Source organism: Sorangium sp. So ce296 (assembly GCF_051529605.1).
GTDB lineage: Bacteria > Myxococcota_A > Polyangia > Polyangiales > Polyangiaceae > Sorangium > Sorangium cellulosum_D.
Genome location: NZ_CP150325.1, coordinates 11,592,192 through 11,616,771, shown reverse-complemented (window position 1 = coordinate 11,616,771; position 24,580 = coordinate 11,592,192). Strand labels below are relative to the sequence as shown.

At 72.5% G+C, this 24,580-nt stretch carries 18 protein-coding genes; 11 read left to right on the top strand and 7 right to left on the bottom strand.

Going from position 1 to position 24,580, the window contains the following annotated elements:
• Positions 1–197: 197 nt before the first annotated feature.
• Complete coding sequence (locus WME98_RS42870; RefSeq protein WP_437947415.1) at positions 198–857, top strand: alpha/beta hydrolase; 660 nt, start codon at positions 198–200, stop codon at positions 855–857.
• Between the two features lie 37 nt (positions 858–894).
• On the top strand, positions 895–1,836 hold the full coding sequence (locus WME98_RS42865; protein WP_437947414.1) for a hypothetical protein: 942 nt from the start codon (positions 895–897) through the stop codon (positions 1,834–1,836).
• Between the two features lie 90 nt (positions 1,837–1,926).
• Here WME98_RS42865 and WME98_RS42860 read toward each other — a convergent pair whose 3' ends face one another.
• The gene (locus WME98_RS42860; RefSeq protein ID WP_437947413.1) at positions 1,927–2,175 is read right to left on the bottom strand and encodes a GrpB family protein; all 249 of its coding nucleotides are present in this window, start codon (positions 2,173–2,175) and stop codon (positions 1,927–1,929) included.
• A 143-nt stretch (positions 2,176–2,318) separates the two neighbouring features.
• On the opposite strand from WME98_RS42860, the gene WME98_RS42855 reads away from it, so the two are divergent.
• Complete coding sequence (locus WME98_RS42855; protein ID WP_437947412.1) at positions 2,319–3,320, top strand: LLM class flavin-dependent oxidoreductase; 1,002 nt, start codon at positions 2,319–2,321, stop codon at positions 3,318–3,320.
• Positions 3,321–3,374: 54 nt separating this feature from the next.
• Here the strand turns inward: WME98_RS42855 and WME98_RS42850 are convergent, their stop codons facing one another.
• Together WME98_RS42850 and WME98_RS42845 are read right to left on the bottom strand one after the other, a co-directional pair.
• Positions 3,375–3,725, bottom strand: a complete 351-nt coding sequence (locus WME98_RS42850) for a BP74-related protein (protein WP_437947411.1) — start codon at positions 3,723–3,725, stop codon at positions 3,375–3,377.
• Positions 3,726–4,774: 1,049 nt separating this feature from the next.
• Positions 4,775–5,530 carry a hypothetical protein gene (locus tag WME98_RS42845; RefSeq protein ID WP_437947410.1) on the bottom strand — a complete coding sequence of 252 codons (756 nt, stop codon included), beginning with the start codon at positions 5,528–5,530 and terminating at the stop codon, positions 4,775–4,777.
• Positions 5,531–6,340: 810 nt separating this feature from the next.
• Between WME98_RS42845 and WME98_RS42840 the strand changes: the two genes are divergently transcribed.
• Positions 6,341–7,060 carry a hypothetical protein gene (locus WME98_RS42840; protein ID WP_437947409.1) on the top strand — a complete coding sequence of 240 codons (720 nt, stop codon included), beginning with the start codon at positions 6,341–6,343 and terminating at the stop codon, positions 7,058–7,060.
• Complete coding sequence (locus WME98_RS42835; RefSeq protein ID WP_437947408.1) at positions 7,054–8,466, top strand: hypothetical protein; 1,413 nt, start codon at positions 7,054–7,056, stop codon at positions 8,464–8,466. Before WME98_RS42840 ends, WME98_RS42835 begins: the two co-directional genes overlap by 7 nt.
• Positions 8,467–8,525: 59 nt before the next feature.
• On the opposite strand, the gene aroA is transcribed toward WME98_RS42835, so the two are convergent.
• A complete protein-coding gene (aroA, locus tag WME98_RS42830) occupies positions 8,526–9,809 on the bottom strand; it encodes a 3-phosphoshikimate 1-carboxyvinyltransferase (protein WP_437947407.1) in 1,284 nt (427 codons plus the stop codon).
• 234 nt (positions 9,810–10,043) lie between these two features.
• Here aroA and WME98_RS42825 point away from each other — a divergent pair, with 234 nt between their 5' ends.
• From WME98_RS42825 to WME98_RS42815, 3 genes are read left to right on the top strand one after another with little or no spacing between them, the layout of a single operon-like run.
• Positions 10,044–11,873 (top strand): PEGA domain-containing protein, encoded by a 1,830-nt coding sequence (locus WME98_RS42825; protein ID WP_437947406.1) that lies wholly within the window; start codon positions 10,044–10,046, stop codon positions 11,871–11,873.
• Between the two features lie 47 nt (positions 11,874–11,920).
• Positions 11,921–12,628, top strand: a complete 708-nt coding sequence (locus WME98_RS42820; protein ID WP_437947405.1) for a hypothetical protein — start codon at positions 11,921–11,923, stop codon at positions 12,626–12,628.
• Entirely contained in the window at positions 12,568–15,078 is a 2,511-nt protein-coding gene (locus WME98_RS42815) for a Kelch repeat-containing protein (RefSeq protein ID WP_437947404.1), read from the top strand. Before WME98_RS42820 ends, WME98_RS42815 begins: the two co-directional genes overlap by 61 nt.
• 204 nt (positions 15,079–15,282) lie before the next feature.
• Here the strand turns inward: WME98_RS42815 and WME98_RS42810 are convergent, their stop codons facing one another.
• From WME98_RS42810 to WME98_RS42800, 3 genes are all read right to left on the bottom strand, one after another.
• Complete coding sequence (locus WME98_RS42810) at positions 15,283–16,197, bottom strand: isoaspartyl peptidase/L-asparaginase (RefSeq protein WP_437954083.1); 915 nt, start codon at positions 16,195–16,197, stop codon at positions 15,283–15,285.
• A 55-nt stretch (positions 16,198–16,252) separates the two neighbouring features.
• Positions 16,253–16,816, bottom strand: coding sequence for a hypothetical protein (locus WME98_RS42805; RefSeq protein ID WP_437947403.1), 564 nt, complete (start codon positions 16,814–16,816; stop codon positions 16,253–16,255).
• Positions 16,817–17,782: 966 nt separating this feature from the next.
• Entirely contained in the window at positions 17,783–18,283 is a 501-nt protein-coding gene (locus tag WME98_RS42800; RefSeq protein ID WP_061626733.1) for a hypothetical protein, read from the bottom strand.
• Positions 18,284–18,893: 610 nt separating this feature from the next.
• On the opposite strand from WME98_RS42800, the gene WME98_RS42795 reads away from it, so the two are divergent.
• The 3 genes from WME98_RS42795 to WME98_RS42785 all read left to right on the top strand — a co-directional run bounded on the left by WME98_RS42795 (position 18,894) and on the right by WME98_RS42785 (position 24,527).
• On the top strand, positions 18,894–20,714 hold the full coding sequence (locus WME98_RS42795; protein WP_437947402.1) for a hypothetical protein: 1,821 nt from the start codon (positions 18,894–18,896) through the stop codon (positions 20,712–20,714).
• Positions 20,715–20,794: 80 nt separating this feature from the next.
• Entirely contained in the window at positions 20,795–22,210 is a 1,416-nt protein-coding gene (locus tag WME98_RS42790) for a pyridoxal phosphate-dependent aminotransferase (protein WP_437338273.1), read from the top strand.
• Between the two features lie 85 nt (positions 22,211–22,295).
• Positions 22,296–24,527, top strand: a complete 2,232-nt coding sequence (locus WME98_RS42785) for a protein kinase domain-containing protein (RefSeq protein WP_437947401.1) — start codon at positions 22,296–22,298, stop codon at positions 24,525–24,527.
• Positions 24,528–24,580 lie beyond the last annotated feature (53 nt).

Below are 24,580 nucleotides of genomic sequence, written 5' to 3'. Positions count from 1 at the left end.
ACATCCAATAAAAACGGATGAATGTTCCGCTTTAACAGACACGTCAACGGCTCCGCGGTGGACCGCTTGCGGTCGGCCGGCCCTGGCACCACGCCAGATTTATGAACATTTCCGCTGTAGCTCTAGCAGGGTTGAGCCTCGCCGTGCTTGCGGCGGGGTGTGGCAAGGAGGAACGTGCGCTCGCGGAGGAGCGCCCGGTGGAGCCGGCGGCGGTGGCCGCGCCGGAGGCGGTGGATCCGCCGCTCGTGGCGACCGAGATGGCCGTGCCCGGTGATCTGCCGGCGTTCGTGGTCACCGGGCGCGGCGGCGCGTGCCCCCGGATGGTGTTCCTCCACGGCATGTGCGGGCACGGGCTCGGCTATGTGCAGGCCATGCAGGGGGCGGCGCGCGAGCACGGCGGGGTGCTCGGGCTCCAGGGCGATGTGCCCTGCGGCGGCGGGCCGTTCAGCAAGTACTCGCCCAACCCCGAGGAGCAGGACCGGCGCATCCGGAGCGCGCTGGCGGCGTGCGGCGGCGAGGCCGAGGATCTCGTGGTCATCGGTTACTCGCAGGGGGCGTACATCGCGGAGCGGCTCGCGGAGCGCTGGCCGGAGCGGTACTCGCGGCTCGTGCTGATCGGCGCGCCCACGACGGCCAACGCGGCGCGCCTCCGGGACCTCCGGGGGGCGGTGATGATCAGCGGCGAGCACGACGCGAAGTACCGCATGAAGGAGGGCGCGGGCGGCCTCATGGCGGCGAAGATCCCGGCGGTCTATCGGGAGATGCCCGGCGCGCGCCACGGGGAGATGCCGGAGGCCGAGCGGGTGATGGATGAGGCGCTCGACTGGCTCGACGCGAACGCGCGGCCGCGCCCCTGACGCGGGCCCGGGCGCGCGTGCTATGGAGCTCGCGCCCATGGTCGAGCGCGCGTCCTCCGCCGGGGCGCCGCGGGAGGCGAGCGCCGCGCTGGCGCCCGCCGATCCGCTCGGCGCCCTCAACCAGGCCTTCCTCGACGCGTACGCCGCGCGCCGGGAGGCGGTCCTCGCCAGCATCGAGCCGATCATCGCCCAGATCGACGACAGCCTCATCCTGCGGCGCGGCGGCCGGCGGTTCGAGGGCCCCGCGCGCACCCGGCGTTACCACGAGCTCAAGGTCGTCGCGCACGCTCCGCTCGCCGTCCACGCGCTGCTCTCGGGCCGGCGCGGCGCGTTCGACGGCGAGGCGCGCGGCCGGCTGGCCGAGCTCCGGCAGCGCATCGCCGCGGCCGCGGCCGACCTCGACGGTCGCGGCTTCACCTCGGAGCAGCTCGCCCGCCAGCGCCGGATCCTGGGCGCGTCGCTCGCGCTCCTCGACGAGGCGAGCGCGGCGGGCGGCGTCGCGCCCGAGGCGCTGTCCGCCTTCACCCGCGCGCAGACGCAGGACGTCCTGCTCAACGCCGAGGACGCGGCGCGCGACCAGATCGAGACGATGCACGCCACGGTCGAGGCCTGGAAGCGGGACATGACCGCCGACGAGCGCGAGCGGCTCCGGGCGGTCGTCGCGGTCTCGCACATGGCCCGCCCGGGGAACGTGGCCGCGCAGTACTTCTCGATCACGCTGGGCGAGACCTGGCAGGGCCGCTTCGACCAGGAGGATCTCCGGCCGGGCAAGCGCGTGCTGACCGCCGAGGCGACGTTCGACGAGGCGGAGGCGTTCGCGCTCCTCGCGACGCACGCGCTCGACGCCGGGGTGGCCACGCGGTTCTTCGGCGAGGAGACCCGGCTCTCGCGGGACATCCTGGCCGACGCGGCGGAGCGGATCCTCGCGGGGATGTTTCAGAAGGAGCCGGCGCCGCCGAGGCAGCCGGTGGAGACGTAGCCGCTTCGCCTGCCTGGCGGCGACCTTGGCTGGCGGCTCACGGCGCGGCGCGCGTCGGGGCGGTCGCGCTCCGCGGGCCGGGCTCCTGGCTCAGCCCTCCCACACGTCGATCCGCGGCAGCCCGCGCGCGTCGCGGGCGCGATCCACGATCGACTGGATGAGCTCGGTCTTGGCCCTGGTGTACGCCAGGCCGTCGCGGCGGTGCTCGCGGGCGAGCCGATGCTTCAGCGCGCCGCAGGCGGGCGCGTCCTCGGGGTGCGCCCGCAGGTGGTCGCGGAACAGCCGCTCTCTCCGCTCGTCCCAGATCGCGAGCAGCGCCGCGCGCTCTGCGCCGTACATCCCCGGCCACGCCGGGTCATGAGGCCGGCTCGTATGGCGAGACGCGGGTGTCCTCCAGACGCGGCTGATGGGGTGCGCCGCGCGCGATACGCGCGCAGGGCCGCGCTTGACTCCCGCCCGGAGACTTGCAAGAGGGAGGCGCGATGAGCCGCATTCCGCTCTCCGTGCTCGATCTGGCCCCCGTGCGGCAGGGCTCCAGCGCCAGCGCCGCCTTCGCCGAGAGCATCGCGCTCGCGCGCCACGTCGAGGCGCTCGGATATCGGCGCCACTGGTTCGCCGAGCATCATGCCATGCCGAACATCGGCTCGGCGGCGCCGGCGGTGCTCATTGCGCGGGTCGCCGCCGCCACCTCGACCCTGCGCGTCGGCTCCGGCGGGGTGATGCTCCCCAATCACGCCCCGCTGGCGATCGCGGAGCAATTCGGCACCCTGGAGGCGCTCTTCCCCGGCCGCATCGACCTTGGCATCGGCCGCGCCCCGGGCACCGACCCACTCACGGCCTCGGCCCTGGGCCGCGACGACCCGACGACGGGCGACGGCCTGCCCGCGATGCTGGACGAGCTCTACGGGTTTTTCCGCGGCGACTTCGGCGCCGATCACGCGTATCACGGCGTCCACGCCGTCCCCGCGCTCGGCAATGAGCCGCCGATCTGGCTGCTCGGCTCGAGCGCCTACGGCGCCAAGGTCGCCGGCCGGCGCGGCTTGCCCTTCGCGTTCGCGCACCTGTTCAGCCAGGCCAATACGCTACCTGCCCTCAAGCTCTACCGCGAGCTGTTCCAGCCGTCCGCCGCGCTGTCCCAGCCCTATGCAATGATCGCCGCGACGGTGATCGTGGCCGAGACCGACGCCGAGGCGCGGCGGCTCGCGCTCCCGAGCGCGCTCGCGTTCCTGCGCGTGCGCCAGGGCAAGCGCGAGGCCTATCCGTCGATCGAGGACGCCGAGGCGTATCCGTGGACAGCGGAGGAGCGCGCCGGGGCCGAGGCGTGGTTCGCGCAGAACATCGTCGGGGACCCGGCATCGGTGCGCAAGCAGCTCGACGCGCTCCTCGAGGCCACCCGCGCCGACGAGCTGATGGTCCTGTGCGCGGTGCCGGACGCGGCGGCGCGCAAGCGTTCCTACACGCTGCTCCGGGAGCTGCACGGCTGAGCGCACCCCCGCGCGGCGACCGAGGTTTACGCCTCGGCTCTCTTGGTCATCCGGTCACTTCACTTCGCGCGTCAGCTTGGACGCCCACGGGCACCAGTGGCAGCCCGGGAGGAAGGCGCCGCAAGCTTCATCGAGGTGGTCCTCGACGTATTGCGTGTCGGCATCACATACCTCGATCGCGATCGCGAAGAAGGTAATCGTCGTCGGGTCGAGGTGGAACGACCAGTTCGGGTTGTAGTCCTTGGGGGCCTTCACGATCCTCCCCATGACGTGCACCTTCGACGGCTCTTCACCAGAGAGGATCTTGCGCGCTTCGTCGATCTTTGCCTGGTCGGTGATCTCGAAGATGAACTCTTTCTCACCATCATTACTATAACCGCGAGTCAGAAATGCGAAGCGGGCCATGACGTTTCCTTTCGTTTGGGTCCTGGGTAATCGACGGGAATCTACGACAGCGGTCGTCCGCGCAGTGGCGACTGACGATCGTTAGATCGATGGTTCGGAACGGTCAACGGGAATCTCTGTCTCTTGCACACTCGTGCACGCTCGTCCGCGGACGCGAGTTTCGTGCTCGCCTGTCCTCAGGTCCAGATGGCGGCGCTCTTCAGCCCGACGAGACTGCCGGCCGCGTCGATGCCCACGATGTAGACCGGGTACTCCGCGTCCTGCTCCGGGTCGTAGGGGCCGAGGAGCGCCGCGCTGAATCAATGAGGGACTTCCCCGGCCGGCCGCCCATGAACCAGTTCGCGAGGTTCTGCGAAGGCGCGCGCCGCGGGGGCCTTGCTGAAGCCTGTGTCGCTCAGGGTACACTCGTCAGCGCAGACGAGCACCTTTTCAGTCTTCTGGGCCACGATCTCTTCTCCTCGTGATTGATGAGCCGCGGCGCCGCAGGGTCCCCCCGCGATGCTTCGTGGCACGCTTGTAGATCCCTCCCGCCCCGGGCGCCATTGGACCAAGGTCCTATAGGAAAGCACCTGTCGACGCTGTACGGGGGTCCTGGAAGGGTCTCCCGGGGAAACTCTCGCGAAGGCTGGCGCATGTGGATCGGCACCCAGGCCGACCCGGCTCCCTGGGATGGCCGGCGCTTCACGCCGCTCGAGCTGCCGCGCGCCGCGGCTTCCCCGTGGGTACGGCCATCGCGGTGACCCACGACGGCGCCGTCCTGTTCGGCCCCGCAGGCTGTGGAGCGAAGGCGGCGCCCTCGATGCATGGATAGCCCGCTGATACAGCGTCACTTTCCAGGAGGGATGCGGTTCGCGTAAGGTGCTCTATGTCAACCAGCGCGTGCAGCGTGGCCTTACGGTGGGACCGCGGCTCTACGACGCCGCGCCGCCGGCCGGCTCGCTGGTCCGCGTGGCCGAGCTCTTCTCCCCTGGGGTGGAGGCGATACTCGCCACCTCGTGAGCTCCCCGGCGACGCGGCATCGGGGCCGTGGGGCGGCCCTCCGTGTCACCTCATGCCATCGGCGGAGGCTCCTGGAGCGGCTGCGCGGCCGGCGCTTGCGCGGCCTGAGCCTGCGCGGCCGGAGCCTGTGCGCCCGGCGCTCGCGCGGCCGGCGCTCGCGCGGCCGGCGGCTGCGCGGACCGCGGCTGCGCAGCCGGGGCCTGCGCGGCCGGCGCCTGCGCGACGGCGGCCGCTCCCCTCGCGGCGCGTGCCCGCCCCTCGAGGATGGTCGCGCTCCGCGTCTCGAAGAGCGTACGCAGCGCCGTGTAGCGCTCGGCGAGCTCGGGCGCGTGCTCCAGCGCGTTGGCGAGCTGCTTGTTCTCTGCCTCCAAGAACACCAGCGCGTCGCTCAGCGCGATCTGCTCCATCTCGCGGGCATACAGCGCGAGCGCCTGGACCGCGGCGGAGAGCCGCCCCACCCGCTCGATCCGCTCGGCCAGCGCGGGCGCGCGCTGCGGATCGGGCGCGTATTTCCCCAAGTCCGCGACGAGGTCCAGGCCTGCGGCCTCGTGCAGGGCGTCGAGCACCTCGGCGCGCAGCTCGGACGACACCTTGCGCAGGCGGCGGTTGCGGGTCTCCGGGTCCGTCGGCCGGAAGCCGGCCGGCGGCTTGGGCAAGCTCGCCGGGTCGAGGATGGGGAGGGCGCGGTTCTTCGCGATGGTGTCGTCGATGTCGGCCTCCGCCTGCCCGCCGCCGGGCGCGGGCTGGGCGCTGGCGGGCGTCACGGGACGCGGCGTGGTCTTCGTGGTCTTCTTGCGCGACGTCATGAGCTCCTCTTGCGGGGCGCGCGCCGCGGCGCCGTCATGGCTGGCGCGGCGCGCAGGTCTGCGCGGCGCGTCGTCAAGGACGGTGCCAATGGGCGCACGCCTGGCGACAAGGCCGATCGGACGCGTGCGCGAGAATGGGTGCGCAACGGGTTGCGGCAACCGGTTGCGCGATTGCGCAGGGATGTGCAGACCGGGCCGGGTCACCTGTCGACCGAGACGCCGGAACATATCCGCCGACGATGGATGATGTCCGATTCGAGGATCCGCCTCGCCCCCACCGAAGCACGGCGGTCGACCATTCGTTCGACGACGGCTCGACCATCCGTTTGCCCAGGGTCGACCATCCGTTTGCCCAGGGTCGACCATCCGTTTGCCCAGGGTCGACCATCCGTTTGCCCAGGGTCGACCATCCGTTTGCCCAGGGTCGACCATCCGTTTGCCCAGGGTCGACCATCCATTCACCGACGGGCGGGCATCTCATGCCCCCCCGGCCATCACGCGGTCGATGACCGGGCATCCGGCGGAGGATCCTACCTTTGCTCGAAAACAAGCTCCGGTCGAACCGCCGTGAGGTCGTCAAAATCCTGCCCTCGAAAGCAAGGTCCGGTCGAACCGCCGTGAGAGTCGTCGAAATCTTGCTTCACGGCGGCCTTGGACCGCCGGCGCCTCGATGAACAATCGCGCTGCCGCGCGCCGCCCGCGGCTCCGCGAGCCATCGAGGATGACTCCCGCCCGGGAGTCGAGGTGATTCCATTCGATTCCTCTTTCGACTAGGTTGCCGCGCAGCTCGGAATGGCCTTGAAGATGTTCGTGTCCTCCGCACGTTTCTCCGCTCCGCTGGGCGCGCTCGCGCTCGCGGCGCTGTCGCTATGGCCGGCGGCGGCCCGCGCGCAGCCCGCGGCGCCCATGCACGGCGCGCACTCCGTCCCCGCCCCCGGCGGCACGAACGGCCCGCCGCCGGCAGAGGTGGCGCCGGCCATCCTGTCCGCGCCGAAGCTCCCCGCCACGAGCGGCCCGCGCGCGCTCGCAGGCCTGGCCTGGATCCGCGCCGAGGTGCTCGGGGTTCGCCTCGACGTCGGCTGGCAGCTGCCGTTGACGAACGTCATCGCGCTGCGCGGCTACCTCGCGTCGATGTACTCCTACGACTCGGTATCCCTGGCGGACCTCGGCGGGCTGGCGCCAGCCGGCGGGCTGTTGCCAGAAGGAGATCTGGAGATCCACGAGCTCGCGCTCCTCGCGACCGCCGAGATCGACGCCGCGATCTTCTCCACCGATCAGGGCCGCCTCGCGGCCGGCGGCGGGCTCGGGATGGGGCCCTCGTTCGCATGGGTGAAGATGCCCGATATGCCGTTTCGGCCCGGCGAATGGACGCACGCGAGCGCGGTGATCGGGCGGCTGTCAGGGCACCTCGAGTACCGCTTCGCCTCGGGCTGGGTGCTCCGCGGCCAGCCGTTCGGGGTCCTCTTCTCCGGACAGGAAAACTCGGATACGGCCTACGAGATGGCCATCATGGGAGGGTACCAATGGTGAGGCGAGGCGCGGATGGCTTCGCGCTGGGGTGGGTCGGCGCGCTGCTCTGCGCGGGCCTCGCGGCGGTGGCCTGGGGGCCCCTCGGGTGCAGCGCGGGGTGGGAGCCGGCCCCGGACTGCGGGCTCCAGGGAGACACCTGCAGCGAGCACGGCGACTGCTGCTCGTTCGGTTGCATCGCGGGCAGCTGCGCGTGCGCGCCCGTCGGCATGGCCTGCCACACGGACGCCGCCTGCTGCTCGGGTGCGCGCTGCGAGTCCGGCTCTTGCCGGCCGGGGTGTCGCGCGGCGGGCGCCGCGTGCGCCCGCGACGGCGACTGCTGCGACGGGCTCGCGTGCGAGGGGGGCCGCTGCGGCGAGCCGCGCTGCAACCGCGCCGACGAGGCGTGCAGCGACGACGGCGCCTGCTGCGAGGGCCTGACCTGCTTGCCGTCGAGCGACGGGAGCTCGTCGTTCGGCACCTGCAGCTCGAGCTGCGCGGCCCGGGGAGAGAGCTGCGGCGACGGGACGGCCTGCTGCAACGGCCTCGTCTGCAACTCCGCCACGTGCGTCCAGGCCTGCCGCGAGCGGGAGCAAGGGTGCTCCGACGAGGCGCCCTGCTGCGCCGGGCTCGAGTGCGCGGAGGGCAGCTGCCGCGCCTGCGCCGACGTCGGCTTTTCGTGCAGCGCGGCCGGCGACTGCTGCGGCGCGCTCGACTGCGTCGACGAGCGCTGCGCCTGCAAGGCGCCCGGGGAGAGCTGCGCGCGCCCCGACGACTGCTGCACCGGCGGCTGCTTCGACGGCATCTGCGGTTGCCGCCAGACGGGCGGCGCCTGCCAGCGCGCCGAGGACTGCTGCGACGGCTGGGCCTGCCGGAACGGGACGTGCGAGCCGGACGCGTGCTTCCGCTCGGGGCACGTCTGCGCGGTGGCCAGCGATTGCTGCGGCGGCGTCTGCGCGGACGAGGCGTGCTGCGCCGCCGAGGGCAAGGACTGCTCTGACAAGGACGACTGCTGCTCGGGGCTCGTGTGCCACCGGGAGACCGGCTGCGGCGCTTGCGGGGCCATCGGGACGAGCTGCGTGTTCGGCGACGAGTGCTGCGACGGGGCCTGTTACCTCGGCCAGTGCTGCGGCGGCGCGCAGGCGGCCTGCGATGCCGCGCGCCCGTGCTGCTACGGCCTCGAGTGCGGGGCAAGCGGGCGCTGCTGCTCGCGCAGCGGCGCGTGCGACGAGGGGGCGGACTGCTGCGACGGCTTCGAATGCAAGGGCGGCTCCTGCGTGGTCGCGCCGGGCGGGCCCTGCGACGGCGGCTTCGACTGCCCCGCCCCGATGAGCTGCATCTCCGGACGCTGCTGCCAGGACCGCCTGACGGCGTGCACGCTCGACACCCAGTGCTGCAGCGGCCGGTGCCACCTGAACGAGTGCCAGTAGGACGAGGAGGTCGAAGACCGCGGCGGCAGGACGAGCCGCCAGATCGCCGCCGCCCGCGGTCACCCCCGCGGCGCGGCGCCGCCGATCGCGGCGCGGCACCGCTCGACGTCCTCCCAGAACGTCGGGTACGTCTTCGCGACGCAGGCCGGGTTCTCGATCGTGATCCCGGGCCGGCACAGCCCCAGGATCGCGAAGCTCATCGCCATGCGGTGGTCGCTGTAGCTGTGCACCAGGGCGGGGGTCAGCGGGCGCGGCTCGATGCGGAGCCAGTCGTCGCCGTGGCTCACCTCCTGCCCCAGGCGGCGGAGCTCCGCGACCGTCGCGGCGAGGCGGTCCGTCTCCTTGATCCGGATGTTCGCCACGTTCCGGATCGTCGTCGGCCCTTCGAAGAGCGGCGCGATTGCCGCCAGCGTCATCACGGTGTCCGAGATGTGGTGCATGTCGACGTCGATGCCGCGCAGGCGCCCGTCGCTGCGCACCGTGGTGGCGTCCGCCTGCTTGCTCACGCGCGCGCCGGCCTGCTCCAAGAGCTCGACGAACCGGTAATCCCCTTGCAGCGCCCCCTCGCCGAGGCTGGGCACGGTGATGGCGCCGCCCGCGGCCGCGGCGAGCGCGAACGGGTAGCTCGCGGACGACGCGTCGGGCTCGATCGGGTACCTCCGCGGGCGGTATCCGCTCGCGGGATGGATGGTGAAAGCGCCCGCGGCCTCGTCGATGAGGCCGCCGAAATCCGCGACCATGCGGCGCGTGATCTCGACGTAGGGGCGGCTCACCAGCTCGCCGGCGATGCGCAGATCGATGGCGGACTCGGCGAAGGGCCCGGCCATCATCACCGCCGAGAAGTACTGGCTGGAGCGGTCCCCGCGCATCGTCAGGGTGCCGCCCTTCAGCCGGCCGCCCCGGATCCGGAGCGGCGGGCACCCGGTCGCGCACTCCACGTCCGCGCCGAGCTGCCTCAGGCCGTCGACCAGATCGGCGATCGGCCGCTTGGCCATGTGCTCGTCGCCGACCAGCACCACCTCGCCGGGCACGAGGCACGCGAGCGCCGCCAGGAAGCGCACCGTGGTCCCGCTGTTCCCGACGAACAGCTCGCGCTCCGGCGCGCGCAGCCGGTGCCGCCCCCCCTGCACGACCAGCGTCTGCGGCCCGGCGTCCTGGATCCCGATCCCCATCGCTTCCAGGGCGGACCGCATGTGGCGCGTGTCGTCGCTGTGGAGCACCCCTTCGAGCGTGCTCTCGCCGTCGGCCAGCGCCGCCAGCACGAGCGCGCGGTTCGTGATGCTCTTCGAGCCGGGGACGCGCCAGATCAGCTCCGGCGGCGAGGAGAGCGGTAGGATGGGCAAGGGACCGGCAGGGATCATGGGGCCGGCAGACTAGATCTTCGCGGCAGCGCTGGCTACGTGCGGGAGCACGGCCGTCTCGTTCCCCGCCGCGCGCCGCGCGCCGCGCAGATTGCCGACGCTCCGCAGCCCTGAACGCCGTTGCTCGGGGGCGCATCGCAGCAGGAAGATGCCGGTCGTCACGACCACCCCGCGCCGTTCGCTCGACGGGGCCACACGAACCGAACGCTCGCCGCGATGCCGCTCTTTCTTCTTCGCCGGGCCCAGCCCGAACGCCACCTCCGCGCCCGTTGCCGCTGTCTCGTCGCGGCGGGGCTCCTGCTCGCCGCGGCGAACGCGGCGACCGCCGCGCCAGCAGAGCCGGCGCTGCCCGCGGCCGAGCCAGCGCTGCCCGCGGCCGAGCCAGCGCTGCCCGCCGTCCTATCGGCGCGGGAGATGGCGGTCGACCACTTCGCGAAGGCCCGGGCGTTTTACGACCGACGCGAGTGGTCCCGGGCGCTCGCCGAGTACCTCGCCGCGCGGCAGCTCTACGCCAGCTGGGCCGCGACCTCCGGCGCCGCGGTGTGCCTGAAGCAGCTCGGGCGCCACGACGAGGCGCTGGAGATGTTCGAGGAGTTGCTGCGCACCTTCAGCCCCCGGCTGCCGGCCGCGGCGAAGGAGGCGGCTCAGCTCCAGCTCGACGAGCTGCGCCAGCTGGTCGGCATCCTCGAGGTCGACGGGGCCGAGCCGGGCGCGCTCATCGCGATCGACGGGCGACATCGCGGCGAGGCGCCGCTCCCCGGGCCGCTCCGGCTCACCTCCGGCAGCCACTGGGTGCGCGTGTTCAAGGAGGGGTTCGAGCCGTTCGAGCAGCGCATCGAGGTCGCTGGCGACCGGCTGGTGCGCGTGAGGGCGCGGCTCCGGCCGCTCGCGCGCATGGGGCGCCTGCGGGTGATGGAGAAGGAGGGCCGGCCGCTCGCGGTCGTGGTGGACGGCACCGTCATGGCCACGGCGCCCTGGGAGGGACTGCTCGCGCCCGGCGAGCACACGGTGGAGCTGCGCGGGGCGGGCCGCCTCGGCTCGCCGCCGGTGCAGGTCGCCGTCGAGGTCGACAGGACCGTGCCGCTGACGCTCTCGGCCGAGGAGCTCGCCGCGTCGCTGCGCGTCGAGCCGGTGCCGGTGAACGCCACGGTGGCGATCGACGGCGTGACCGTGGGCCGCGGCGTCTGGGAGGGGCGGCTGCGCGCGGGCGCGCACCGGGTGGAGGTCGCCGCGCCCGGGTTCCTGCCGGAGTCGCGCCGCGTGGTCCTCGCGCGCGACCAGATCGAGGTCGCGAGCGTGACGCTGGATCGCGACCCGAGCTCGCCCTTCTGGCGCCGGCCCGCGCGCCCGGCGCGGTTCGTCGTCGAGGCGGTCACGGGCGCCGTGCTCGTGCCGAGCTTCGGCGGCGGGGTCGCGGGCGCGTGCATCCGCGGCTGCGAGGCGCCGCTCGGCACGGGCGGCTCCGCCGTGCTCCAGGCAGGTTACGAGCTCGGCATGGGCCTCGGGCTCGGCGTCACCGCCGGCTACTTCACGGCGTCGCAGCGCGTCCACGGCCGCAACACGGAGGTGACCCCGGTCGGCCTGCCGCCCAACCAGGGCACCGTCGACGATCGGCTGGCGCTGCGCGCCGTGCTCCTCGGCGGATGGCTCGGCTTCGCGTCGCCGCTGGGCGAGCGCGTCCAGCTGCACTTCCGCCTCGGCGCCGGGACCATCGCCGGCGCGCTCCTGGACGAGCGCACGAACGGCGCGTTCCGGACGGGCGACGGGGCGTCGTACGAGCTTGCCCCCTTCGTCCAGAAGCACCCGGCGTTCTTCTTCCACGTGACCCCCGAGGCGCGGATCGGCCTGCCGGTCAGCCGGCAGCTCCAGCTGACTGCGGGCATCGCCTTTCCTGTGCTCGTCGACCTCCGGCGGCCAGCGTGGGACACGAGCCAGGCCGTGCCCGCGGGGGCTGACGGCCGGGGTACGTTTGCGAAAGAGAGGCTCGCTGGCGCCGTGCTCCTCACGGTCGCGCCGGGGATCGGCGTCCGCTACGAGCTCTACTGAGCGGCGCTCGCCACGAGATCCATCGACAGCAAGAGAGGGAATTCGATATGTCCATTGCTGGCTCGACCCGCCTCCTGGGCCGATGCGCGCTCGCGCTCTTTTGGAGCGCCGCGCTGTGCGTGATGCTCGGCTGCAGCGAGATCGCCGATCCGCCGGACGCGCGCGCCCTGCGCCGGCAGTTCCCCGAGCAAGCCGAGGCCATCCTTCAAGGCCCGTTCGCCTTCACCCTGGCGGGCGATTCCTTCGAGGATCTGCGGCCCATCGAGGCGCTCGCCGACCTGTCCGGCGAGGCCGCGCTGCGTTCCCGCTTCCCGCGGCACGGCGGCGGCGCCCTCCGCCTCCCTCTGCCGGACGGCTCCGAGGCGCTGGTGCGGGAGCTCGGCGCCCTGGGCGAGGCGGAGATCGCGGAGAACGCGATCGCCTACCCGCGGCGGGGCGGAGCCTCGTTCTGGACCGCCCTGCAGGATGGCTATGAGGAGTGGCTGCTGCTCGACGCGAGCGCGGTGCGGCGCGACGCGCCCGTGGCCACCTGGCAGATCGACGGCGCGGAGCTGCGCCAGCAGGGCGAGGCGGTGGAGCTCGCAGACGCGCGCGGCGCGCCGCAGATCCATGTCACCGCGCCGGAAGCCTATGCGGCGGGGGTAGGCCGGTCGCGACACAGCTCGTCGCCCGAGGCGGGCGGCTGGAGCTGTGGGTGGAGGCCGAGGGCGAGGCCGTGCTCGTGGATCCGCGGTGGAAGCTCAAGAGAGAGATGAGCACGCCCCGCTTCGGGCACACCGCGACGGCGCTGCCGGATGGCCGGGTGCTCGTCGCCGGCGGGTTCAACGGCGGCAATCATGCGCTCGACACCGCCGAGGTGTTCGACCCGGCCTCCGGCGCATGGCGAGCCCTCCGCATGCTCAGCGCCCACGCCCTGCACACCGCCACGCTGCTGTCGGACGGACGGGTGCTCGTCGTCGGCGGCACTCGGGACAGTGACGAGCTCCACAGCGCCGAGCTGTTCGATCCAGCCTCCGACACGTGGCTGCCCCTCCCGCCCATGCACACCGCCCGCGCCACCCACACCGCCACGCTGCTGCCGGACGGACAGGTGCTCGTCGCCGGGGGCCTTCGTCGTGTGGACGAGCTCGACAGCGCCGAGCTGTTCGATCCAGCAGCCGGCGCATGGCGAGTCCTCCCGCCCATGCACACCACCCGCTCCGAGCACACGGCCACGCTGCTGCGGGACGGCCGGGTGCTCGTCGCCGGCGGCACCAAGGGAGACCGCATCGACAACGTCGAGTTGTTCGACCCAACCTCGGGCACGTGGTCACCCCTCCCGTCCATGTCCACCGCCCGCACCGAGCACACGGCCACGCTGCTACCCGACGGACAGGTGCTCGTCGCCGGCGGGATACAGGATGGGAGCGGTAGCCTGCTCGGCAGCGCCGAGCTGTTCGATCCGGCCTCCGGCACATGGCGACCCATCGACCCGATGTCCACGAACCACGGCGGCCACACTGCCACGCTGTTGCCGGATGGACGGGTGCTCATCGCCGGTGGCTTGGACGGCACAGGAGTGAGCGACAGCACCGAGCTGTTCGACCCGGCTTCCGGCACATGGCGACCCTTCGAGGCCATGCTCGCCGCGCGCTACGGCCATACCGCTACGCTGCTGCCGGACGGACGGGTGCTCGTCGTCGGCGGATCTAGCTCTCGAGGAACGCTCGACAGCATCGAGATGCTCGATTTGGCGTCCAGCCCCTGGCAACCCGTCGACCCCATGCACGTCGCGCGCTACGACCATACCGCCACGCTGCTGCCGGACGGACGGGTGCTCGTCGCCGGCGGCTACGACGGCGACAGCTCGCTCGTTAGCGCCGAGGTGTTCGACCCGACCTCCGGCGCATGGCTATCCTCCGAGTCCATGCTCAACGCTCGCCATCGCCATACCGCCACGCTGCTGCAGGATGGACGGGTGCTCGTCGTTGGCGGCTATGAGACCAGCCTTGAATACGAAGCACCGGCCGACAGCGCCGAGGTATTCGACCCGGCCTCCGGCACGTGGCTGTCCATCGCGCCCATGCTCGCCGCGCGCTCCTATCATACCGCCACGCTGCTGCCGGACGGACGGGTGCTCGTCGCCGGCGGCCACGACGACAACAACACGCACGCTAGCGCCGAGGTATTCGACCCGGCCTCCGGCACGTGGCTGTCCATCGCGCCCATGCTCACCGAGCGCTCCGATCATACCGCCACGCTGCTGCCGGACGGACGGGTGCTCGTCGCCGGGGGCTTGAATCAAGATGGAACGCTCAACCGCGTCGAGGCGTTCGACCCGGCCTCCGGCACATGGCTGCTCCTCGCGGCCATGGACACCGCGCGCTTCGATCATAGCGTCACGCTGCTGCCGGACGGACGGGTGCTGATGGTCGGGGGCATGGGCAACGGAGGCGCGCTCGACAGCGCCGAGATCTTCGATCCCACATCAGGCCTATGGACATCGCTCGCGCCCATGTCCAACTCCCGCTATGCACACACCACAACGTTGCTACCGGATGGGAACGTGCTCGTCGCCGGCGGCTTTGAATACATCGACGGCCGTGCCGACCCAACGCCACTGGCCAGTGTCGAGGTGCTCGATCCGATCCGCGGCACGTGGGTTTCCATCGGATCCATGTCAATGCAACGCGACGCTCATACCGCCGTGCTGCTGCCGAATGGGCGGGTGCTCATCCTGGGCGGCCGGGGCAACAACGGTCTGTACAGGAAGTCCCTCAACACCGCCGAGGTGTTCCGCCCGGTGCCGAACGGCGGCGCCTGCTCCGCGGCCCTTGAATGCCAGAGCGGCTGGTGCGCCGACGACGTCTGCTGTGACCAGCGCTGCAACGTCTACCTCTGCGAAGCGTGCTCGGACTACCGGGGCGCCACCGCGGATGGAGTCTGCACGTCGCTGCACCCCGACTACCAGCCCTTCTCCTGCTCGCCCGTCAACGGGCAGCAGACCAAGCCCTGCAAGTCGGTCCACGACTGCAGCGACGGCTTCGTCTGCGAGGCCTACCTGGGCGACTGCGTCCTGCCACCGCCGGACGGCGGTTACGTCGACAAGGGCGGCTGCCATCTCGCCACGCCTGCGGCAACGGAGCCTATGCGACGCGCCCCTGCGGAGCTCGGTCTGCTGATGCTCGCCGCCGCCTCCGCCGCGCTGCGCAGGCGCCGCAGGTGACGGCGTAACCGCGGCTTTCGCCCCAGCACGGACGTCGGCTCCGCGGCGTCATCCTGCACGGAGGCCCTTCGCCGCCGCCTTCGCAGCGCGGCAGCGAAGGCCCAGGATCTGCTGTCTCTTCCGCTTCGATGGATCTACGTCGGGGCGCGCGTCCAGCGCCCCGCCTGCGCGCCAGCCGAGAAGCCGGACGCCCGTCACTCCACTTTACACACCGCTCTCCTCCCCCCAGTCCCCGGCCGCCGCCCACGACATCGTCGCCGTCGAGCGCGCCAGCCCGAACCGCCCGTTCCGGTCGACGGCGATGACGCCCCCGGTCACGTCGAGCCGCGCCGCCAGGTGCGCGATGATCTCCCTCGCCGCGTCGGCGGCGCCGCTGCCAGCGCGCATCCGCTCCACGCCGGAGTGCGCGGTCGCCAGCCGGATCATCCCCTCGCCGTAGCCGGTCGTCGACACGGCGCCGGCCTCGTCGTCGGCGTACGTCCCGGCCCCGATGAGCGGCGAGTCTCCGACCCGCCCGACCCGCTTGTTCGCCGTGCCGCCGGTGCTCGTCGCCGCGGCGGTGAGCCCGCTCGCGTCCCGCGCGACCGCGCCGACCGTGCTCCCCGCCCAGGAGGTCGCGCGGCCCGCGCCCTGCCGGGCCGCGGCGAGCGCCTCCCGCGCGGCCTCGGTGATGAGCGCCGCCTCGCCCACGGGCGTGAACCCCTTCATCCGCGCGAACTTCGCGGCGCCGTGCGCGGCGTAGAGCACGTGCCGGCCGTCCTCCAGCGCCGCGCGCGCGATCGCGATCGGCTCGGCGAAATCCGACAGCGCGCAGACCGCGCCGGCGCGCAGACCGCGGCCCTCCATGATCGACGCGTCGAGCTCGACATGGCCCTCCTCGTTGAGGACCGCCCCCGTGCCCGCGTTGAAGAGCGGATCGTCCTCGAGGACGCGCACCGCGCGCTCGACCGCGTCGAGCGCGCTCCCGCCCTCGGCCAGCGCGCGCGCTCCCTCGCGCGCGGCGCGCAGACACCCCGCCGCGTGCAGCGGCCGCCGCTCGGGGGCGACGTTGCCCGCGCCGCCGTGGACCACGATGCAGCGCTGCCCCCCGCGCCCGCCCAGATGATGGATGACGTGCATCACGCTCGCGGCACCCTACCGCGGCGCGCGCCCCGAGGTCCACGCCCACCCCCGCTCACTCGAGCGGGGGCCCGCTCCTCTTTGCGGAGAGCTCGTAGTCCATCCCGCACGGCAGCGCCGCGAACGCCGGCGCGACGCTGAGCTCGCCGGCCACGAGATCCTCGCAGCGCGATCCCGCCGTGGGCGCGAACGAATAGGACAGCCTCGCCTTGAACCGCGCGACATCGTCGCCCGCGTCGCCGAGCTCCCCGTGCGCCCGGTCGCGCCGCTCGATGGAGCACGGCGGCCCCGGCGGCCCGTCGCCGGCGCGCATGTCCACGACCACGCGCCCCTCGATCGAGAAGCTCACCTGGTCCTCGCCGAGGACGCCCTCGATGACGCTGGCGCCGTTGTCCCAGAACAGCGCGCCGTCGCCGCGCGCGAGCTCGACATCGAACTCCCACAGGCGCGTCGCCCCGAGCGCCCCTTCCCCGCACGTGTTCCCCGTCTGCGTCCCGACCACGTGGAACGTGCCGAGCGCGGTCCCCGGACCAGACGCGGCCTGGTCCCCGAAGGCCTCGACGCACGCCGGGAGCCCAGGCATCACCGACAAGAGCGACGCGAGCAGCAGCATCCGCATCGCCGCCGCGTACCAGACGGGCGCGGCGCAGGCAAAAAAGGCGCTCGCGGGCAAGCTCGCAGGCGAACTCGCGGACAATGGAAAGAAAAAACGGGTCGGGTGCTTCGCTTGCACCCGACCCGTCCCGTGGGCCTCTACCGGAGGCCATCTGGACCCCGCTTGATCCCGCCTGTGCGGCGCCTCCCCTGCCCCATCGCGACGAGCGATCGACCCCGGAGCACCGGTGAGAATCGTTCCCGGAAGACCTAAGTCTTCCTCGATTCCCTCTCTGCCGGCCTCGCGGAGGTCGCGATGGCAGTCAACAGGTTGTTAGGCGCCGGACCTGGCCGAGCGCGGAGGCGTCTCGCAAGGCCCCGATGACCCTGCGTCACGCTCCACGAGGGTCAGCTGTTCCCAGCCTCCGGTATAGAAGAGCCACTGGTACTGTGCATGGTGTCCATCCCTCCTCCGGCGTGCCGGCACCCCGCGCCGGATCGAAGGAGATCGTCCGGCATGGCAGGGGTGTTCGATTGCGGATCAGCGGAGAGCCCGCCGATCTGGTGTCGACCTCGGCACCGTGGTGCTCCACGGCAGGACCATCCTGGAGCTGATGCTCCGTCCGAGACCGAGGACCAGCCTATCACCGCTGTTCAGGCGAGCAAGGGCCTCACGCACCGAAACATCGAAAGCAACTCGCTTCCATGCATTCCCGCGCATTCCCGCCTTCCCTCCCGCACGCGCGCAGCCGTCCCGCGAGCGCAGCCCTCCCGCGAGCGCAGCCCAGCCCTCCCGCGCGCACGCAGGGCCGCGCGCGCAGCGGCCCGACGGCACGAGGCGCGCTCGGCGGCATACGCGGCGCGCCCGAGAGCACCTCCGACGGAGCGTGTCCGCGGAGCGGAACAGCGGCGAGCACGGCCGCGGCGGAACCGGGCGCGGCGAGCTCCGCCGGGAGCCGCGCCGGCGCTCGTCGGCCCTTGCGCGCACCGGCTACACGTGCACGAACCAGCTCGGCTCCTCGGCCTCGGGCAGCGCCGTGGCGAGGACCGCGAGCATCGCGTCGATCTCTTCCTTCGTGTGCACGCCGCTGCGCAGGATGGCCGCCGGCCCCTCGCCCGCCGGCACCACGACCGACTCGACGGCGAGCGCCGTCTCGACGCCGTAGCCGTAGGACGCCAGCGTGACGACCGCGGTGGCTTCCCGGTCGTCGAGCAGCCTGCGGATCGTCATCGTGCGCCGCACGCGCTCGCTGTCCTCGGCCCACGCCGCGAGCCACGCGCGCGTGGCGTCGTCGAGGCCGACGAGCACGAGCTGCGCGGGGGGCATCGCCTCTGGGTCGGCCGCGGCCACGGCGGCGCGGTGGAAGCCCCGCACCTCCCGGCACCAGAGCGGCGGCGCGCCGTCGACCCGGACGAGGAAGCCGTACGGGCCACGAGCCCCCTCGCGCTCGGAGCCCCCCGAAGAAGCGGAAGAGAAACTGTCGTTCGACACGAAGGGAGACGATACACGAGCTCCGCTCGGCGGAGGAAGCCCGCTCAATTGCGCAGCATGTCGAACCGACAAGGCTCCGCCCAGGTCACACGCAGCCCGCGGGTGTGCTCGGCACTTCCGTTCTCTCCCGTTGCCTTCCGTCGTCTTCCGCAGCCTTCCGTCGCTTCCGATCTCTTCCGCCGTCTTCCGTTCGCTTCCGTCGTCTTCCGCCGTCTTCCGTTCGCTTCCGATCTCTTCCGCCGTCTTCCGTTCGCTTCCGAGCTCTTCCGTTCGCTTCCGTTCGCTTCCGTTCGCCTCCCAAGCGTCTCGCGCTTCCCATGCTTCCCGTCGGTTTCCTGCGCTTTCCGCCGCGTCCACGGTCCCCACAACGAGAACGCCACACTCCTTGGATTTCGGCTAAGGTGGCGCCCGCCTCCCCCGTGGAGCCCGTCCGGGACGGGGTGCGTTCCGCACCTACGGCGTCGCCCCGGCCGACGGGCTCCGGCCCGCTGCGGCGGGTCGGGGCGGCGGCAGCAGCGCTCGCCGCCGGGCGCGCTGCCGCGGCAGGCCGGCGCAGAGGCCCGCCGGCGCGCCCCCACGTCACCTCGATCCCGATCCCGAACCGCAGGCCATGAAGCTCACGTCCCAAGAAATCATCGAGATCGTCGCCGCGTTCTGCGCCTACTTCGGCGCCGCGTACGCGCTCAACTCCTTCGCCCCGCCGCGCCTTCGCTTGCTCGCGCGGTACGGCACGGTCGCCGCCGGCGTCGCGCTGTTCTTCTATGGCCTGCAGCGGTACGTCGACGAGCACGCCCGCGCGGTGGACCTCGCGAAGGTGCTCATCGCGATGGGCGCCGCGTTCTGCGTCTTCTACGAGACGCAGCGCGAGGGGATGCGCCGGCCGGTCGCGGAGCGCTGGAAGCGGTTCGTCGGCGTGGCGCTCGGGGTCGCCGCCATCGTCGCCTACTTCAACGGCTTCCGCTTCGGCTATCCCAAGTACTACCACCGCTGGGATCAGTTCCATTACTACATGGGGGCCAAGTACTTCCCCGAGATGGGGTACGACGGCCTCTACAAGTGCGCGCTGATCGCGCAGGACGAGCTCGGGCTCGTCACGTACACGAACGAGGACACCGGGCGGAGCGTCAAGCTCGACATGTCCAAGGAGGTCCGCCACCCGGACAAGAAGATCCGGAACCTCGGCGGCGACAACCTCCTCATGCCGGCGAGCGAGGTGCTCGAAAAACCCGAGATCTGCAAGGCGCACTTCTCGCCGGAGCGCTGGGAGGCGTTCAAGGCCGACGTGCAGTTCTTCCGGACGGCCTCCGACAAGGGCTACTGGGAGGACATGCAGAAGGACCACGGCTACAACCCGCCGCCGGTCTGGACGATCATGGGCAAATTCTGGGCGGACCTGCAGCCGGCCAGCACCCGCTACCTCCAGTTCCTCGCCAGCTTCGATATTTTCTACCTGCTCGGCATGTTCGCCGCCCTCTACTGGGCCTTCGGGTGGCGGGTCTTCGCCGTCGCGGCGATCTTCTGGGGCTGCCAGTCGTCGGCGCCGTTCTACTGGACCGGCGGCGCGTTCCTCCGGCAGGACTGGCTCTTCTACCTCGTCCTCTCGGCCTGCCTCATCCGCAAGCGCTACTACAAGCTCGCGGGCGCGAGCATGGTCTACGCCGGCCTCCTGCGCATCTTCCCGGGCCTGCCCGTGATCGGCTGGCTGACCGTCGCCGGGATTTACCTCGTCCGCCACAAACGGATGGCCCGGTCGCACGTGCAGGTCCTGATCGGCGGCGTCCTCGCCGCGGCCGTGCTCATCCCGGTGAGCATGAAGGTCTCCGGCAAGGACTCGTACAAGCAGTTCTACGAGCACACCCTCAAGGTGCACGACCAGACGCCGCTGACGAACCACATGGGCCTCCGCGTGCTCGTCGGCCACAAGCCCGGGACCGGCGTCGAGTCCGGTCGGATGAAGTACACGAAGGACACGAAGCTCGTCGATCCGTTCGAGGTCTGGAAGCGGATGCGCAACGAGCGCTACGCGAGATACCGGTGGGTCGCCTACGGGATCATCGCCGCCAGCTTCGCGGGCTTCGTCTACGTGTGCCGGCGGATCCGCTCGCTGTGGGTCGCCCAGTGCCTGGCGCAGATCTTCGTCATTCTGCTCTCGCAGCTCACCTGTTATTACTATTCGTTCATGATCCTGAGCGCGCCGCTCACCCGGCTGAAACGGCAGATCGAGGTGCCCCTGTTCGGCCTGGCCGCCCTCAGCCAGTTCATCTGGATCACGTTCTACTATAACGACGACAAGTACACGGCGCTCACCGCCGTCTCACTCGCGTTCTGCTATTACCTGCTCTGCCTCTTCTCGGGTAAGCCGGCGCCGTGGGCGCGGCGCCACGAGCCGGCGATCGCCGACGACGCGAAGCCGGCGGGCCAGCAGGCCTGAGGCGCCGCCCGCCGCGCTTTCCCCTCGACATCGCCCTCAACCACGCCCGGAGACGCCGGGAATCGAGCGACAATCGAACGATGACGGACGTAGAGCGAGAGCATCCTGAAGAGCCTGGCGACCTCCACGGAGACGAGGGCCGTCCGAGCGACCCCGGGGCGCCGGTCCCCGCGCCGCCCCGGCGCGTCGAGGAGCGGGCGGTCCACGCCTTCCGGAAGGTCCCGCGGACCGGCGTCATCTACGTGACGACCGAGGCGGCGCGCCTCGGCTTTAACCCGGGTCGGGACTCCGCGTTCGCGGGTCCCTCCAAGCCCGGCGCCGACGAGGGGGCCGACGGCTGGTGCAACCTCGGGCAAGGCCAGCCGGAGACCGGCCCGCTCCCGGGCGCGCCCGAGCGCTGCGCGGCGGTGCCGATCGCCGGCGACGACCAGGAGTACGCGCCGGTGGCGGGCCTGTGGGAGCTGCGCGAGGCGATCGCGTCGCTGTACAACCGCGCGTACCGGCGGGGCATGCCGTCGCGCTACACGGCCGAGAACGTCGCCGTGTCGGGCGGCGGCCGCATCGCCCTCACCCGCGCCGCGGCGGCGCTCGGGCAGATCAACCTCGGCCACTTCCTGCCCGACTACACCGCGTACGAGGAGCTGCTCGACGTCTTCCGGCTGTTCTCGCCGATCCCGATCCTGCTCGAGGGCGAGCGGGGCTACTCGTTCTCGGTCGGCGACCTCCGCCGCGAGATCCTCGGCCGCGGCCTGAGCGCCATCCTCGCGTCGAACCCCTGCAACCCGACCGGGAAGCACGTGCGCGGCGAGGAGCTCGCCGCGTGGGTGCGCACCGCGAAGGAGCTCGATTGCGCGCTCCTGCTCGACGAGTTCTACTCGCACTACGTCTACGGCATGGGCGACGTCGCCCCGATGGAGAGCGCCGCGCGGTACGTCGAGGAGGTCGACCGCGATCCGGTGGTGCTCTTCGACGGCCTGACGAAGAACTGGCGCTACCCCGGCTGGCGCGTCACCTGGACCCTGGGGCCGCGCGAGGTCATCGAGGCGGTGGCGAGCGCCGGCAGCTTCCTCGACGGCGGCGGCTCGAAGCCGATGCAGCGCGCCGCGGCAGAGCTGCTCACCATCGAGCACACCCGCGCCGAGACGACGGCCATCCACCGCGCGTTCTCGCGGAAGCGCGAGCTCATGCTGGCGGGGCTGCGCAAGATCGGCGTCACCGTCGACGCGGCGCCCGAGGGCACGTTCTACGTCTGGGGCTCGGTCGCCGACCTTCCGCCGGGGCTGTCGGACGGCCACGGCTTCTTCCGGGCGGCGCTCGGGGAGCGGGTCATCGTCGTGCCGGGCGAGTTCTTCGACGTCAACCCGGGCAAGCGCCGGGCGGGGCGGCCGTCACGGTTCCGTCACCACGTCCGCTTTTCGTTCGGCCCGAGCGAGGACGTCCTCGTCCGGGCGCTCGGGCGGCTCGAGCGCATGGTAGGCGAGCGTCGCCGGGCCTGACACCGGCGGCGCAGCGGAGCGGTGAGGCGGGGCCGAGCGCCAGGTCTTGTCGCGCTGCACGTCTTCCGACATGGTGGGGGAGCGCGTGGCCAAAGATCCGTGGAGTGATTGGAACGACGACGACCCCGGTAACTTCCAGCCGGGCGATACGATCGGCCCCTACGAGCTGCTGTTTCCTGCGGCCGTGGGCGGCATGGCCGCCGTCTGGGCCGCGCGGCTCCGGCGCCCCAACGGCACCGTCCAGATCGTCGCCGTCAAGCTGCTGTCGGACGCGATGCGGGGGGACGACGACGCGCGCGCGATGTTCCTCGACGAGGCGTGCACCGCGTCGCGCATCCTCCACCCGAACGTGGTGCACATCCTGGCGTACGGCGAGGTCCGCGATCGGCCGTACCTCGCCATGGAGTGGATCGACGGCGCCCCGATCGCGAAGATCTTCTCGAACCAGAAGGCGAAGCGCGCGCTCCTGCCGCTCGGCTGGGTGCTCCACGTGATGATCGACGCGTGCGCCGGCCTGCACGCGGCGCACGAGGTCCGCGACGACACGGGGGAGCTGCTCAACCTCATCCACCGCGACGTCACGCCGGAGAACGTGATGGTGACGTTCGACGGCATGGTCAAGGTCGTCGACTTCGGCGTCGCGAAGACGCGGGCGCGCGCGCAGATCAGCCGCGTCGGAGCGATCAAGGGCAAGACGGGGTACTTCTCGCCCGAGCAGGTGATGGGCGGGGCGCTCGACCGCCGGAGCGATCTCTTCTCCATGGGCGTCTTGCTCTACCTGCTCGTGACGGGCCACACGCCGTTCCGCGGCAAGGGCCCGCTCGAGGCGATGCAGCAGATCGCCAACCGCAACCCGCAGCCGCCGCGCGAGATCATGCCCGAGGTCCACCCGGAGCTCGATCGCATCATCATGCGGGCGCTCGCCAAGAACCCGAACGACCGGTACCAGACGGCCGCGGAGCTGCGCCGCGATCTCGAGCAGGTGAGCCTCGCCGTCGGCGAGAGCTACGGCGACAAGCAGGTCGGCCAGCTCGTCCGCGATCTGCTCCCCGGGGTCGCCGAGGCGCGCAAGGAGCGGATCGACCAGGCGATCGAGGAGCTCGACCGCATCCTCGCCGAGCGCGCCCACCCGCACAAGCCGCAGGCCGCGCGCCCGGAGGACGCGACCGAGGTGATGCTCCGGCGCATCTCCATGCTGCCGATCCTGCAGGACGGGCCGGAGGCGTCGGAGGACGCGGGCGACGCGGCGCCGCCGTCCGCCGGCCCCGCGAGCTCGCGCATGTCGGGGCCGGCCAGCTCGCGCATGTCCGGGCCCGCGAGCTCGCGCATGTCGGGGCCGGCCAGCTCGCGCATGTCCGGGCCCGCGAGCTCGCGCATGTCGGGGCCGACCAGCTCGCGCCGATCGAACCCCGATCCGACGCGCAAGTCGAACCCGGACGCGACCCGGAAGTCGCACCCGGACGCGACGAGCTCGCCGCTCGAGTTCGCGGCGGGGCTCTCTCCGCTGCCCCTGGGTTCGCCGCCGGTGCCCCCGGGCCGCCCGGCGGCGCACGCGGGTCCGGCGGGGCACGTGGGCCCGCTGCACGTCGGCGCGGCGCACGCGGCCGGGCCTGCGGGCGCGGTCGCGCCGATGCCCGAGCAGCGACCGCGCCCGGCTCCGGCGAAGGGGGGCTCGTTCGTCCGCGTGGCGCTGCTCACGCTGGTCGTCCTGGGCCTCGCCGCGGCGGCGTTCCTGCTGGTCCAGCGCTCCGGCGGCCTGCGGCTCGGTTCGCTGACGTTGCCCTTCGCGCGCCCCAGCGCGTCCGGGCCGGCGCCGGCTGCGCCCGGTACCTCTGCCGGCGCGGCGGCGCCGGACGCGGCGACGGCGGCGGCGCCTGCGCCGGCCGTGACGCCCGTGAGCGGCGCCGTCGCCGACGCCGCGGCCCCGACCGAGGCGGCCGAGCTGGCCGCCGACGCCGCCGCCCCTGCCGACGCGGTCGCCGACGCCGCGGTCCCCGCCGACGCCGCGGTCCCCGCCGACGCCGCGGCCCCCGCCGACGCCGCGGCCTCCGTCGACGCCGCCGCGCCGCTCCCGAGCGGGCAGCCGGCGTACGGGCCCGGCGGCGCCGCGCCCGCGCCGGCGGCGCCGTATCCGTCGCCTCCGGTCGCCCCCGCGCCGCGCGCTCCGGGGACGGTGCCGCCGCCCGTCACGGGGTCGGCCGCGCAGCAGCCTCCGGTGCAGCCTGCATGGCGGCCGAACCCGCCCCGCCCCACGCCGCCTCCGCCGCGGCCGGCTGGGCCGGCCTCGCCGCCCCCTCTCGACCTGGCGCCACGGTAGCGCCGCCCGATCGGGCGCGGCTCAGCTCTTCGCCAGCGCCGCGTGCCCGCGCG